Annotated in this window: 14 protein-coding genes; 4 read left to right on the forward strand and 10 right to left on the reverse strand. The window is 68.6% G+C overall.

Going from position 1 to position 13,770, the window contains the following annotated elements:
* Positions 1 to 97 precede the first annotated feature (97 nt).
* From H4W30_RS14665 to H4W30_RS14695, 7 genes are all read right to left on the reverse strand, one after another.
* Entirely contained in the window at positions 98 to 961 is an 864-nt protein-coding gene (locus tag H4W30_RS14665; RefSeq protein ID WP_192743334.1) for an SDR family oxidoreductase, read from the reverse strand.
* Between the two features lie 86 nt (positions 962 to 1,047).
* A complete protein-coding gene (locus tag H4W30_RS14670; RefSeq protein ID WP_125673904.1) occupies positions 1,048 to 1,554 on the reverse strand; it encodes a GNAT family N-acetyltransferase in 507 nt (168 codons plus the stop codon).
* Between the two features lie 9 nt (positions 1,555 to 1,563).
* Positions 1,564 to 2,331, reverse strand: a complete 768-nt coding sequence (gene map, locus H4W30_RS14675; protein ID WP_192743335.1) for a type I methionyl aminopeptidase — start codon at positions 2,329 to 2,331, stop codon at positions 1,564 to 1,566.
* 43 nt (positions 2,332 to 2,374) lie between these two features.
* Positions 2,375 to 3,529, reverse strand: a complete 1,155-nt coding sequence (locus H4W30_RS14680; RefSeq protein ID WP_192743336.1) for an acyl-CoA dehydrogenase family protein — start codon at positions 3,527 to 3,529, stop codon at positions 2,375 to 2,377.
* Positions 3,526 to 5,511 (reverse strand): acetyl/propionyl/methylcrotonyl-CoA carboxylase subunit alpha, encoded by a 1,986-nt coding sequence (locus tag H4W30_RS14685; RefSeq protein ID WP_192743337.1) that lies wholly within the window; start codon positions 5,509 to 5,511, stop codon positions 3,526 to 3,528. The genes H4W30_RS14680 and H4W30_RS14685 overlap by 4 nt, the downstream gene beginning before the upstream one ends.
* Before the next feature lie 94 nt (positions 5,512 to 5,605).
* Positions 5,606 to 7,219, reverse strand: coding sequence for a carboxyl transferase domain-containing protein (locus tag H4W30_RS14690; RefSeq protein WP_192743338.1), 1,614 nt, complete (start codon positions 7,217 to 7,219; stop codon positions 5,606 to 5,608).
* A 147-nt stretch (positions 7,220 to 7,366) separates the two neighbouring features.
* Positions 7,367 to 8,176: an SGNH/GDSL hydrolase family protein gene (locus H4W30_RS14695; protein ID WP_192743339.1), complete on the reverse strand. Its 810-nt coding sequence runs from the start codon at positions 8,174 to 8,176 to the stop codon at positions 7,367 to 7,369.
* A 151-nt stretch (positions 8,177 to 8,327) separates the two neighbouring features.
* Here H4W30_RS14695 and H4W30_RS14700 point away from each other — a divergent pair, with 151 nt between their 5' ends.
* Both H4W30_RS14700 and H4W30_RS14705 read left to right on the forward strand, forming a co-directional pair.
* Positions 8,328 to 8,918 carry an SACE_7040 family transcriptional regulator gene (locus tag H4W30_RS14700; RefSeq protein WP_016337026.1) on the forward strand — a complete coding sequence of 197 codons (591 nt, stop codon included), beginning with the start codon at positions 8,328 to 8,330 and terminating at the stop codon, positions 8,916 to 8,918.
* Between the two features lie 57 nt (positions 8,919 to 8,975).
* A complete protein-coding gene (locus tag H4W30_RS14705; RefSeq protein ID WP_005150645.1) occupies positions 8,976 to 9,473 on the forward strand; it encodes a hypothetical protein in 498 nt (165 codons plus the stop codon).
* A 550-nt stretch (positions 9,474 to 10,023) separates the two neighbouring features.
* Here H4W30_RS14705 and metX read toward each other — a convergent pair.
* The 3 genes from metX to H4W30_RS14720 all read right to left on the reverse strand — a co-directional run bounded on the left by metX (position 10,024) and on the right by H4W30_RS14720 (position 12,893).
* On the reverse strand, positions 10,024 to 11,118 hold the full coding sequence (gene metX, locus H4W30_RS14710) for a homoserine O-acetyltransferase MetX (RefSeq protein WP_192743340.1): 1,095 nt from the start codon (positions 11,116 to 11,118) through the stop codon (positions 10,024 to 10,026).
* Complete coding sequence (locus H4W30_RS14715; protein WP_192743341.1) at positions 11,115 to 12,416, reverse strand: bifunctional o-acetylhomoserine/o-acetylserine sulfhydrylase; 1,302 nt, start codon at positions 12,414 to 12,416, stop codon at positions 11,115 to 11,117. Before H4W30_RS14715 ends, metX begins: the two co-directional genes overlap by 4 nt.
* 78 nt (positions 12,417 to 12,494) lie before the next feature.
* Positions 12,495 to 12,893, reverse strand: coding sequence for a VOC family protein (locus H4W30_RS14720; protein ID WP_192743342.1), 399 nt, complete (start codon positions 12,891 to 12,893; stop codon positions 12,495 to 12,497).
* A 56-nt stretch (positions 12,894 to 12,949) separates the two neighbouring features.
* Here H4W30_RS14720 and H4W30_RS14725 point away from each other — a divergent pair, with 56 nt between their 5' ends.
* Both H4W30_RS14725 and H4W30_RS14730 read left to right on the forward strand, forming a co-directional pair.
* A complete protein-coding gene (locus tag H4W30_RS14725) occupies positions 12,950 to 13,300 on the forward strand; it encodes a PadR family transcriptional regulator (protein ID WP_034309234.1) in 351 nt (116 codons plus the stop codon).
* Entirely contained in the window at positions 13,297 to 13,734 is a 438-nt protein-coding gene (locus H4W30_RS14730; RefSeq protein ID WP_192743343.1) for a VOC family protein, read from the forward strand. Before H4W30_RS14725 ends, H4W30_RS14730 begins: the two co-directional genes overlap by 4 nt.
* The last annotated feature ends 36 nt before the right edge of the window (positions 13,735 to 13,770 follow it).

Raw genomic sequence — 13,770 nt, forward strand, 5'->3', positions numbered from 1 at the left:
AACGCGGTAAGACGTAATCTTGCCGCCTGGGAGCGCACGACTCAACACCCCGGCCGTCACAGCCGGTCCTTTTCGGACAGTGGCTAGGCCGTACGAGTTAAGAATCGGCACCCTTTTCCGCCGCCGGAGCACTCCGCGCGGCACGCGATTCGTACTCCGCGCGAGCACTGGAATGCGTTGCGGAGGACAGAATCCTGTCGCCGCCGAGCGCACGGAGCAGTCCTTCGCCGAGGCGACGCGGAAGCAGCCGTGTGATCCTGCCCATGGCGTCCAGCGATGCGGGAACGAAGACGTCGAACTTGGGACGGCGCAACGCATCGACAATGGCCTGCGCCACATCTTCCGGCTGCACCGATTTGAAGAACTTCGCCTCGCCGAGCCCGCTGGCCAGTTCCGTACGCACCACCGCGGGCATCACGCAGGACACCAGCACGCCCGTCCCGTGCAATTCCAGATGCACCGATTCCGACAGGCCGACGACGGCGTGTTTCGTGGCGCAGTAGGTGGCGGCGCCGGGGAAACCGGCCTTTCCCGCCATCGAGGCGATGTTGACGATGTGGCCGGTGCCACGCGGGCGCATCCGCTTCACGGCTTCCCTGGTGCCGTGGATGACGGCGTGCAGGTTGATCTCGAGCAGCCTGCGGGTCGCCGCGTCGTCCTCTTCGTCGAGCGGCGCGAGCGGCATGATGCCCGCGTTGTTGATCAGCACGTCGATCGGGCCGACGCGCCGCTCGACCTCGTCGAGGAACTCGGTGAAGCCCTTCGTGTCGGTGACGTCGAGCGGCAGCGCCTCCGCGCCCAGTTCGGCGGCGGTCTTCTCGGCGAGGACCTGGTCCAGGTCGCCGATGACCACCTTGGCGCCGAGCCGGGACAGCGCCGTCGCGGTACTGGCCCCGATGCCCTGCGCCGCTCCGGTGATCACGACGACCTTGCCTGCCAGGGAACGTTCACGCTTGGCCATGCTGGGCTCCTCTGCGACTTCACTGTCCGGGGCACTGTTGGCGTTGTGTCAACTATGGTGCACCGGAAGCCGTGAGGACGCCAGTCCTACGGGCGCTGCTCGAACACCTGCCCGATCCAGCCCTTGACGTCGAAGCGTTCCGTCGGCTTGAAGCCCTGGCTCTCGTAGTAGCGCTGCAGGTCGCCGTCGCCGCCGGCCCAGCAATCGACCCGCACCAGGCCGATGCCGCGTTCCCGCGCCTCGGCCAGCGCGAACTCGATGAGCCGCGAGCCGACGCGGTGGCCGGTGAACCGGCGCGAGGTCAGCAGCAGGCCGATGTAGATCTCCGGCTCGTCGACCGGCGAGACATGCGGGAACCGGTCACCGAGGATGATCGCCCCGGCCGCCTGGCCGTCGATCTCGGCGATGTACAGCCCCGGCCCGTCGGCCATCCCCCGGACCCGCTCGACCCGTTTCGGGATCGTGGACCACGGCTCGCTCCCCCACTGCCCCTCGCTGCCGCGCGAGGCCAGCCACGCGACGACCTCGTCGAACATGTCCAGCAACGTTTGGAAGTCCCCAGAACCACCCTGACGGATGATGAAATCGCTCATTCTTCCGTTCTACAACATCGTGAGGACGCGCGGACCTTCTGTGGTGATCGCGACGGTGTGCTCGACGTGCGCGGCCCTGGCGCCGCGTACGGTGCGCAGCGTCCAGCCGTCGTCGTCGATGCGGTAGCCGTCGCGGCCGTCGGCGATGAACATCGGCTCGATCGCCAGCACCAGCCCGGGCTTGAGCCGCATGCCGCGGCCCGGCCTGCCCTCGTTCGGCAGATGCGGGTCCTCGTGCATGCTGCGGCCGATCCCGTGGCCGCCGTGGTGCGCGAGGAGGCCGTAGCCCGCTTCGCGCCCGACCGTGCCGACGACATGGGAGATGTCGCCCATCGTGTTCCCCACCTGGGCGGCGGCGATCCCCGCGGCCAGCGCGCGTTCGGTGGTCGCGATGAGTTCGAGGTCGACGGGATGGGGGTCGCCGACGACGTAACTGATCGCCGCGTCGCCGTGCCAGCCGTCGATGTAGGCGCCGGCGTCGATGCTGACCAGGTCGCCGTCACGCAGGCGGTAGTCCGACGGGATGCCGTGGACGACGGCGTCGTTGACGCTCGCGCAGATGACGGCAGGGAACGGGGTCGGCGCGGAATGCGGCCGATAGTGGAGGAACGACGGTTTCGCGCCGGCGTCCCTGATCAGCTGCGCGGCGAGCTCGTCCAGCTCTTTCAGGCTCACACCGATCGCGGACGCCTCTTTCACCGCTCGCAACGTCTGCGCCACGACACGACCGGACTCACGCATGACGTCCAGTTCGGCGGCGGATTTCAGCTCGACCATGCCGATAACTATACCGGTATAGTTATCGGCATGGTCAAGGGTGTCAGCCGACGCCGAGGTGCCGCGCGATCAGCATCCGCTGCACCTCCGAGGTCCCTTCGCCGATCTCCAGGATCTTCGCGTCCCGGTAGAACCGGCTCACCGGGAACTCGTTCATGAAGCCGTACCCGCCGAAGATCTGCGTCGCGTCGCGCGAGTTGTCCATGGCGGCGTTCGACGCGACGAGCTTCGCGATCGAGGCCTCCTTCTTGAACGGCTCGCCGCGCAGCATCTTCGACGCCGCCGCGTAGTACGCCAGCCGCGCGGTGTGCGTGCGCACCTCCATGTCGGCGATCTTGAACTGGATCGCCTGGTACTCGCCGATCTTGTGCCCGAACGCCTCACGTTCCTTGACGTACCGCAGGCATTCGTCGACACAGCCCTGCGCGAGCCCGACGCTCAGCGCGGCGATCGCCACCCGGCCTTCGTCCAAAATGGACAGGAACTGGGCGTAGCCTCGGCCGCGTTCGCCGACCAGGTTCTCGGCCGGGACACGGACGTCGTCGAACGAGAGCTCGTGCGTGTCCGAGCAGTTCCAGCCGACCTTGGAGTACTTCGGCGCGACGGCGAAACCCGGGGTGCCGGACGGGACGATGATCGCCGAGATCTCCTTGCGCCCGTTCTCCTTCACGTCGGTGACGGCGGTGACCGTGACCAATTTCGTGATGTCGGTGCCGGAGTTGGTGATGAACGATTTGCTGCCGTTGATCACCCAGGTGTCGCCGTCGAGTTTCGCGCGGGTGCGGGTGGCGCCGGCGTCCGAGCCGCCGCCGGGTTCGGTGAGCCCGAAGGCGCCGAGCGCGGTGCCGGCGCACAGCTCCGGGAGCCACTTCTGCTTCTGCTCCTCGGTGCCGAACCGGTAGATCGGCATGGCGCCGAGGGAAACACCGGCCTCGACGGTGATCGCGACCGAGGAATCGACGCGCGCCAATTCCTCCAGCGTCAGGCAGAGCGCGAAGTAGTCGCCGCCCATGCCGCCGTATTCCTCGGGGAAGGGCAGGCCGAACAGGCCCATCTCGGCCATCTTCGCGACGATCTCATACGGGAATTCCTCCCGCTCGTAGAGATCGCCGATGACCGGGGCGACCTCGGAACGCGCGAATTCCTCGACCGTCTTGCGCAGCGCTTCGTACTCGTCATCCAGCCGAAAGTCGATCATTGCTCATCCTTTTGGGGTGTCACGACGGCTACCGTCTCGTCCAGCGCGACCTGTTGGCCCGCCCGGACGGGGAGTTCGCTGACCACGCCGTCGATCGGCGCGGTGATCGTGTGCTCCATCTTCATCGCCTCGACGACCACGAGCGGCGTCCCGGCGCTCACCACGTCACCGGCGGCGGCCTTGACGACCAGCACGGTCCCGGGCATCGGGCTGGTGACCGGTCCGGCGCCGCCCGCGGCACCGGCGGCCGAGCGCAGCCTCTCGCGCTCGCCGATGGCGAAGCTGTGGCCGTCCCGCGCGAGCCACACCGTCCGCCCGGCCCCGGCCGCGTGCCGGTAACGGTGGAAACCGGTGGGATGCCGGACCTCCAGCAGATCGCCCTCGCGCCGGGCGGAAACCCGGATCGGCTCGGCGCCGTCGACACTCACGCGCGCGTTCGCCGGCGTGCCCTGCACCCGCACGACGACTTCGGAGCTTCCCGACTTCAACGCGAAGTCGATCCCGCCGGAGCCGCCGAGCCGCCAGCCGTCCGGCACGTCCCACGGGTCGATGACGGATCCCTGTGGTTGCAGGGAAAGCAGCCGGTCGAGCGCCGCGGCGACGAAGAACTCCGGCGGCACCTCCTCGGAGACCAAAGTGGACAGTCGCCGGTCGACGAGGCCGGTGTCGAGCTTGCCGTCGCGGACGTCGCCGTCGGCGAGCAGCCCGCGCAGGAAGGCGACATTGGTGCCGACGCCGAGCAGCGCGGTGTCCGCGAGCGCCAGGTCGAGCCGGTGCAACGCGGCCGCGCGGTCCGGGCCCCAGGCGATGACCTTGGCCAGCATCGGGTCGTAGTTCGAGCCGATGACCGCGCCCTCGCTCATCCACGAGTCGACGCGCACGCCCTCACCCGACGGCTCGTGGACCGCGAGCACGGTGCCACCCGTCGGGATGAAACCGCGAGCGGGATCTTCGGCGTAGACCCGGGCTTCGACGGCGTGGCCGGCCAGCCGGACGTCGTCCTGCGACACGGTGAGCACGTCACCCGCGGCGATTTTGACCTGCCACTCCACGAGATCCAGCCCGGTCACCAGCTCGGTCACCGGATGCTCGACCTGGAGCCGGGTGTTCATCTCCATGAAGAAGAACTCGTCGGGCGCGGTGGCCGACACGATGAACTCGACCGTCCCCGCGCCGACGTAACCCACCGAGCGCGCGGCCTCGACGGCGGACGCGCCCATCTTCGCGCGCGTCGCTTCGTCGAGGAGCACGGACGGCGCCTCTTCGATGATCTTCTGGTGCCGCCGCTGAAGACTGCACTCACGTTCGCCGAGGTGGATCACGTTGCCGTGCGTGTCGGCGAGCACCTGGATCTCGATATGGCGCGGCGTGGTGACGAACCGCTCCATGAGCAGCGTGTCGTCGCCGAAGGAACCCTTGGCCTCACGACGAGCGGACTCGACGGCCGCGTCCAATTCGGACAGTTCGTTGACCAGCCGCATCCCCTTGCCGCCCCCACCGGCGGACGGCTTGAGCAGCAGCGGGAACCCGACCTTCTCGGCGGCGGCCGCGAAACCACCTTCGGGAATGTCCACATCGGACGCACCGGGCACCACCGGGACACCGGCCTTGGACACCGTCGCCTTGGCGCGGATCTTGTCGCCCATGGCGTCGATGGCCTCGACCGGCGGGCCGATGAAGACCAGGCCGGCGTCGGCGCAGGCGCGGGCGAACTCCGCGTTCTCCGCGAGAAAGCCGTAGCCGGGGTGGACCGCCTGCGCGCCCGTGTCGACCGCCGCCTGGACGATCGCCGGGATGGACAGATAGCTCTTCGCCGCTTCGGCCGGGCCGATGCGCACGGCGGTGTGCGCCTCCCGGACGTGCCGGGCGTCGGCGTCCGCGTCGCTGTACACCGCGACCGAACGGATGCCGAGCCCCTGCAGCGAGCGGATCACGCGGACCGCGATCTCCCCGCGGTTGGCGACCAGAACCGTGTCGAACATGCTCACATCCTGTGTTTTCCGGCGGCGCGTAGGTTCGAGTCGTACACAGCGCGCCGGCTTCGGCCGAGTCGGGCGATCCTCCGCATCGTCGCGCTCACATCCTGAAGACGCCGTAGTTGACATCGGACAAGGGCGCGTTGCCTGCCGCGGACAGTGCGAGGCCGAGCACCGTGCGGGTGTCCGCCGGGTCGATCACCCCGTCGTCCCACAGCCGCGCCGTCGAGTAGTACGGGCTGCCCTGGGCCTCGTACTGGTCGCGGATCGGCTCCTTGAAGGCCTCTTCGTCCTCAGTGGACCATTCGCCGCCGCGTGCCTCGATGGCGTCGCGGCGAACCGTCGAAAGCACCGACGCCGCCTGCTCGCCGCCCATCACCGAGATGCGCGCGTTCGGCCACATCCACAGGAACCGCGGCGAGTACGCGCGGCCGCACATCGAATAGTTGCCCGCGCCGAACGAGCCGCCGATGACGACGGTCAGCTTCGGCACGCGCGCGCAGGCCACCGCGGTGACCATCTTCGCGCCGTGTTTGGCGATGCCGCCTGCCTCGTAGGCCTTACCGACCATGAAACCGGTGATGTTCTGCAGGAACAGCAGCGGGATCGAGCGTTTGTCGCACAGCTCGATGAAGTGCGCGCCCTTCATCGCGGACTCGGCGAACAGGACGCCGTTGTTCGCGATGATGCCGACGGGGTGGCCGTGGATCCGGGCGAACCCGGTGACCAGCGTCGAGCCGTACTCCTTCTTGAACTCGCCGAACCGGCTGCCGTCGACGATCCGCGCGATGACCTCGCGGACGTCGTAGGGCACGCGCGGGTCGGTCGGGACGACGCCGTACAACTCGTTCGGGTCGGCGACCGGGGCCTCCGTCGGGAGGACGTCCCAGGGGCGCGGGGTGCGCGGGCCCAAAGTCGACACGATCGAGCGAACGATGCGCAACGCGTCGGCGTCGTCCTCGGCCAGGTGGTCGGTGACGCCGGACTGGCGCGAGTGGACGTCGCCGCCGCCGAGCTCTTCGGCCGTGACGACCTCGCCGGTCGCGGCCTTCACCAGCGGCGGGCCGCCGAGGAAGATGGTGCCCTGGTTCCGCACGATGACCGCTTCGTCGCTCATCGCCGGGACGTACGCGCCGCCCGCGGTGCAGGACCCGAGCACCGCGGCGATCTGCGGGATGCCACGCGCGGACATCGTCGCCTGATTGAAGAAGATCCGGCCGAAGTGCTCACGATCCGGGAAGACCTCGTCCTGCCTCGGCAGGAACGCGCCGCCGGAGTCCACCAGGTAGATACACGGCAGGTTGTTGTGCAGCGCGACCTCTTGCGCGCGCAGGTGCTTCTTCACCGTCATCGGGTAGTACGTGCCGCCCTTGACCGTCGCGTCGTTGGCGACGATCACGCATTCGCGGCCCGAGACCCGCCCGATCCCGGTGATGATCCCGGCCGACGGCGCCTCGTCGTCGTACAGTCCGGTGGCGGCCAGCGGGGACAGCTCCAGGAACGGCGAACCCGGGTCGAGGAGGGTGTCGACCCGGTCGCGTGGCAGGAGTTTGCCCCGCTCGACGTGGCGGGTGCGGGATTTCTCCGGGCCCCCGAGCCGGGCGGCGGCGAGCCGCTTGCGCAGGTCTTCGACCAGCTCGGCATGGGAGGTGACGCTGCGGGCGTACTCGTCGCTGCCCGGATCGGCCGAAGTGCTCAGTACGGGTGTGTCCATGGCTCCTCGTCGCCAAGTTAGCCGTCGTTAACTCGCGTGCACAGGTTAACGCCCACTAACCCACTCTGTCCACCGCGTCCCCGAAGCGCGTGAAGGCCCCCTTCCCTCGGCTGAGCCGAGGGAAGGGGGCCTTCACGCGCGAAACGGTCAGCCGATCGCGGCGACCAGCGGGTTGTAGTAGCCGCCGCGCTGACCGGCGACGGTCGGGTGGTACGAGTTCACGATCGGCCAGGTGAGGCTGTGCAGGTAGTCGTCGGCCGACGAGCAGATGTTGTGCCCGGTGAAGGCGGGCCGCACGTCGACGAACTTCGCGCCGTGCGCGGCGGCACGGGCCGAGATCACCGACGCCAGCGTGTCGGAGCCCGAGTTGATCGCCGAGCGCTTGGTGTCGCTCAGCCCGACCGAGCACGAACCCGGCACCGTGTAGAAGCGCGGGTACCCCAGGACGACCAGCTTCGCGCTGGGCGCCTTCGACTTGATCTTGCTGTAGACGTTGTTCAGCAGCCCGGGAAGCGTGTTGTTCACGTAGTTCTTCGCGGTGTTGACCCGGTTGACGCAGGTCTGGTCGCTGCCGGTGGTGCAGGTGGTCATGACGTCGGCGAACCCGGCGTCGTTGCCGCCGACCGAGACCGTCACCAGCGTGGTGCTGGAGGTGACGTTCGCGATCTGGTTGAGCACGTCGCCGGTGCGCGCCCCCGAGCACGCGACGAACTTGAAGGTGGTCCCGGCGTGGGCGTTCGCCCACAGCTGGGGATAGGCGTTGGCACTGCGCATGCAGTCGCCCGAGTTCCCGTAGCTGCCGGCACCGACGCCGGACGAGTACGAATCGCCGAGCGCCACGTAGTTGGTCGCCGCTTGGGCGGTGCCCGCGAGACCGAAGGTGGCAAGGACAGCGACCCCCAGGGCCGCACCTAAACGAGTGAAGGAAAGAGCTTTGATCCGAGCAGGGACGGCCATGGTCACTCCTTCGTGACAAGTTGACGAGAGACAGCATTACCAGGTGGTAACCCCACGCAAAAGGGTCATTTCCCCAGGTAGCCCACTTGGCTCAGGCTGGAAGTACGGCCGCCTGTTAGCGCTCGCTAACACGCGGCCTTAATATGGCCAGATGCCGGCGAACCCCACCCCACTCGTGAACGGCGAGAAGGCGAACAGGCGCGAACAGATCATGGCCGCCGCCGCCGAGCTCTTCGCCCACCACGGTTTCCACGGCGTCGGCATCGACGACATCGGCGCGGCCGTCGGCATCTCGGGACCGGCGCTGTACCGGCATTTCCGCAGCAAGGACGCCATCCTCGGCGAGATGCTGAACTCGATCAGCCGCTACCTCCTCGACGGTGGGACGGCGAGGGCGAGCCAGCGGGACGAGCCGGGCGAGGTTCTCGAAGCACTGGTGGATTTTCACGTCGACTTCGCCCTCACGCATCCCGCGCTGATCACCGTCCAGGAACGCAACCTCGCGAATCTCACCGACAGTGACCGCAAACAGGTCCGGGCCCTGCAGCGCCAGTACGTCGAGGTGTGGGTGCGCGCGATCAGCGACGCCGTCCCCGGCATCGGCGAACGGCAGGCGCGGTCGGCGGCGCACGCGGTCTTCGGGTTGATCAACTCGACGCCGTACAACCGCCATCTCGGTGACAGCGAACTGGCCGAAATGCTCTGCCGGCTCGCGCTGGGTGCACTGCACTCCGCCAAGTGACCACGACCGGGTTTCGGCCTATCCCCACTTTTCCGTCCGCTGGTGTTTGATAGGCACGTGGAGCCGGACAGGAGCGAGTACGAGCGGAGGCTCGTCGAAAAGGCGCAGCGTGCGCTCGTGGCGATCAGCCTCGGGGAGGACGCCGAGGCGCTCGACGAGCTCACGCCGACCGCCGTCGAGCCCCGAGCCCGCTCCGAAGAGACCAAAGAGCTCGTGATGATGCTCTTCGGTGAATGCAGCGCGATGGTGTCGACCCTCGGTGACGGCGGCAGCGCGCCGGTCAAGGTCCAGGTGTTCGACGAGGACGGTGAAGAGGTCTCGATCGACCAGGCGGACCCGCCCGTGCGGACGGCCGTGCGCACGCTGCTGGCCGAGGTGCACGGCAACAGCGAGGCCGCGCAGGAACAGGTCGAGATCGCGCTCGCCAACGCCGCGCCGGACGAGGTCGACAGCCTGGTGCTGCAGGCGCTGCGCTGGACGATCCGGCTGTCGGCGGAATGCCTGGACCGGGACCTGCCGGTGGCGCCCTGGATCTCGGACGCGGTGGCGGACTAGGGCGGGTAGCTCCGCCAGGCGTCGCGAAAGCCACTTTCGCGACGCCTGATGTCCCGAAAGTGGCTTTCGCGACACGCTTGCCGACGGCTTGGGCGACTGATCGCCGAGCTTGAGCGACTTCGGGAGCTGGGCAGGTTGCCGATGTCGCATTCGAGACGCTCAGTGTCCCCAATGCGACATCGGGGACGCTGAGGGACATCGGCTGGGCGCGCGAGCCGGCGGGAACGCGTTGCGAAAGCCACTTTCGCAACCTTCAACGTTGCGAAAGTGGCTTTCGCAACGGCACCTTTCCTCGCCAGTAGACGCCGCGGACCAGGCCGTGTCCTGTGAGTATCGCCTGGCGTGCTGACCTGCGGAAAGAGAGCGGGGGACCTTTGGTATCGCGGGAGGGGTGTGTGGATATGGGGACGTTGAGTGTCCCTATATCCACACGGTCACCGCGCGGGGGACCGCGAAATCACTTGCGGGCACGGCCTAGCCACCCCGCAACGGACGACTCGCGTGTCCGGATTGACGACACGCGTGATCAGCCGGACATCACCCGTGTCGCCTAACCCAGCAGCAGCTTCACCAGCCGCCCGATCTGCTCGACCTCGATCAGGAACGAGTCGTGCCCGTACGGCGAGCCGATGACCGCGAACTCCGCCCCGCCGATCCCGTCCGCGATGGCCCGCGACTGGTACAGCGGGTAGAGCCGGTCACTGTCCACCCCGGCCGCGACCGTCCGCGCGGTGATCCGGCCGAGCGCGTTCGCGACACCGCCCCGCCCGCGCCCGACGTCGTGCGTGTTCATCGATTCGGTGAGCACCACGTAGCTGCCGGCGTCGAACCGGCGCGCCAGCTTCCCGGCGTGATGGTCCAAATAGGACTCGACAGCGAACCGCCCGCCGCGCAAGGGGTCTTCGCCGTCCTGATGGCGACGCCCGAAGCGTTGCGCCAGTTCGGCTTCGCTGCGGTAGGTCGCGTGCGCGATACGCCGCGCGATGCCGAGGCCGGCGTCCGGGCCGCCGCCGGGGACGTCGTGATAGTCGCCGCCGTGCCAGCCCGGATCGGCGCGGATGGCGTGCAGTTGCGGCGCGGACCAGGCGATCTGGTCGGCCGACGCCTGCGCCGTCGACGCGAGCACGAGCAGCGCCGAGACCCGGTCCGGCTCGCTCACCGCCCATTCCAGCGCGCGCATCCCACCCATGGAACCGCCGATCACCGCCGCCCACCGGCCGATGCCCAGCGCGTCGGCGAGGACGACCTCGGCGCCCACCTGATCCCGCACGGTCACGGCGGGAAACCTGCTGCCCCAAGGTTTTCCGTCCGGATGCCGCGAAGACGGACCGGTCGAGCCCTGGCAGCCGCCGAGCACGTTCGGGACCACCACGAAGAACGTGCCGGTGTCGATCGCCTTGCCCGGCCCGATCAGGCCGTCCCACCAACCGGGGCTGACGTGGCCTTCTTCCGCGGGACCGGCGGCGTGGCTGTCACCGGTCAGCGCGTGCTCGACGAGGATCGCGTTGGAGGCACTGGGATCCAGCGTCCCCCAGGTCTCGTAGGCGAGCGTGAAAGGCAGCGTGCCGCCGGTTTCGAGCGCCTGGACGCCGGTGACGAAACGGCGGCGTCCAGGCGGCTCTCCCTCCCGCCACGCACCGGTCACAGAGCGGCCTTGGCCGCCCGGAATCCGGCCTCGAGATCGGCCTTGAGGTCCTCGATCCCTTCCAGCCCGACGGCGAGCCGCACGAGACCAGGCGTGACACCGCTGGAAGCCTGCTGCTCCGGCGTGAGCTGGCTGTGCGTCGTCGAGGCCGGGTGCACGATCAGGCTGCGCACGTCACCGATGTTGACCAGCTGGCTGTGCAGCTCGGTACCGTCCACAAAGGCCCGTCCGGCATCGACGCCGCCGCGCAGGTCGAACGACAGCACCGCGCCCGCCCCCTTCGGCAGATACTTCTTCGCGGCCTCGTGGTACGGGCTAGACGGCAGCCCGGCGTAGTACACCTTCTCGACCTCGTCGCGCTGCTCCAGCCATTCGGCCAGGGCCTGCGCGTTGGACACGTGCCGTTCCAGACGCAGCGAAAGCGTCTCGATCCCTTGCAGGATAAGGAAACTGTTCAACGGTGCGATCGCGGCGCCGGTGTCGCGCAGGAGCTGGACCCGGGCCTTGGCGGCGAACGCGCCCGGGCCGAGGGCCTCCCAGTACTTGAGCCCGTGGTAGCTCGGGTCGGCCTCGTTGAACCCCGGGAACCGCGCCGGGTCCTTGCCGAAGTCGAAGGTGCCGCCGTCGACCAGCACCCCGGCGACCGTGGTGCCGTGCCCGCCGAGGTACTTGGTCGCCGAGTGGACCACGACGTCGGCGCCGTGCTCGATCGGGCGCACGAGGTACGGCGTCGGCACGGTGTTGTCCACGATCAGCGGGACCCCGGACTCGTGCGCGGCGTCGGCGACCGCGCGGATGTCGAGCACGTTGCTGCCCGGGTTGGCCAGCGTCTCGGCGAAGAACAGCTTGGTGTTGGGCCGGACGGCGGCCTTCCACTGCTCGATGTCGTCCTGGTCCTCGACGAACGAGACCTCGATGCCGAGCTTGGGAAGCGTGTAGTGGAAGAGGTTGTAGGTGCCGCCGTACAGCGAAGGGCTGGAGACGAAATGGTCGCCCGCGTTCGCCAGGTTGAGAATGGCCGCCGTCGTCGCCGCGCTCCCGGAGGCGAACGCCAGCGCCGCGACGCCGCCTTCGAGCGCGGCGAGCCGCTGCTCCAGGACGTCCTGCGTGGGATTGTTGATCCGCGTGTAGATGTTGCCGGGCTCGGCGAGGCTGAAGAGGTCGGCGCCGTGCTGGCTGTCGCGGAACACGTACGAGGTCGTCTGGTAGATCGGGGTCGCCCGCGCGCCGGTGGCGGTGTCCGGCGCCGCACCCGCGTGGATCTGCTTGGTCTCGAACGACCATCCGTCCGCGCTCATCGCGATTCTCCTAGCGGCTCAAGGGTTTCGGCTGTTGTCACCGAAGCTAGCCCCGCCGGAAGGAGCACCCAACCACTCTCAGGAGGTGGGATTCCTTTCCTGAAGAGCGAACCTGTTGCCCTCCGAATCGGTGAACATCGCCCACCAGCCCCACGGCTGCTTCTCCGGGCGGGCGGGGAATTCGACTCCCTTCGCCGAAAGCTCTTCGTACGTCTTTTCGATGTCGTCGGCGTAGAAGAAGAAATTGCCCGTCGGCAATTCGTCACGCACTTCGAACCGCTTGAGGTCCTCCGGCGCGGTACTCAGGACGAGCGCCGTCGCGCCATCGGCCGACGTGACCTCGACCCACCGGTTCCCCTCGTCGTCGTAGGGCACGTCGGTGGTGATCTCGAACCCGACGACCTCGGACCAGAACCGCTTCGCCCGTTCCTGGTCCCGCACCCCGACGACGATCTTGTGCACGCCCTGGATCCCCATGCCGGCTCCTTTGTATCCATAATGGATATAACGAGATCGGAGTGTATAGTTCCCGGATGGCCGACGGCAACCCGCAGCTCACCCCCGCGGCGTTCCAGACCCTGCTGGCGCTCGCGAAAGGTCGCGCGCACGGCTACGCGATCATGGGTTTCGTCGACGAGGTGAGCGGCGGTACCGCCCAGCTCGGTCCCGGCACGCTGTACCGGACGCTCGCCCGGCTCGTCGCCGACGGCCTGGTCGAAGAGGCCCCGGACGCGAGCGAGGACCAGCCGCACGACTCGCGCCGCCGCTACTACCGGCTGACCCGCGCCGGCCGGGACGTCGCCGCCCGCGAGGCGGAGTTCCTGAGCAGGCTCGTCGCCGTGGCCGGGCAGGCCGGGCTGCTGAAGCGGGCGGAGTCGGCGTGAGCAGGCCGCTCGGTTTGACGCCGCATCTGTTCGTCAAGGCCGTCGACGCGTCGCTTTCCTTCTACACCAAGGCGTTCGGCGCCGTGGAGCTGTTCCGCAACGTGCTGCCGAACGGCGTCGTGCTGTTCGTGGAGGTCGCGGTCGGCGACGCGCGGCTGCTGGTGAGCCAGGAGATCCCGCAGCTGGACGCGCTCGCACCCGCCACCCTCGGCGGCACCCCGATGCTGCTGGTCCTGGAGACCGAGGACCCCGACGACCTCGTGCGGCGCGCCGTGTTCGCGGGCGCCAGGGTGGAGGCGCCGGTCGAGGAGATGTTCTTCGGCGAGCGCTACGGCCGGATCATCGACCCTGACGGCCACCGATGGGCACTGACGACCAAACGGGAGCGGTTCACACCCGAAGACATCGACGCGAGGACGCCACGCGAGGTCTGACGTGTGCGGTGGTCCCACCTGCTGGACAATCGCCGC

Origin of the sequence: Amycolatopsis roodepoortensis, from assembly GCF_014873915.1 — a bacterium.
GTDB classification, from domain to species: domain Bacteria; phylum Actinomycetota; class Actinomycetes; order Mycobacteriales; family Pseudonocardiaceae; genus Amycolatopsis; species Amycolatopsis roodepoortensis.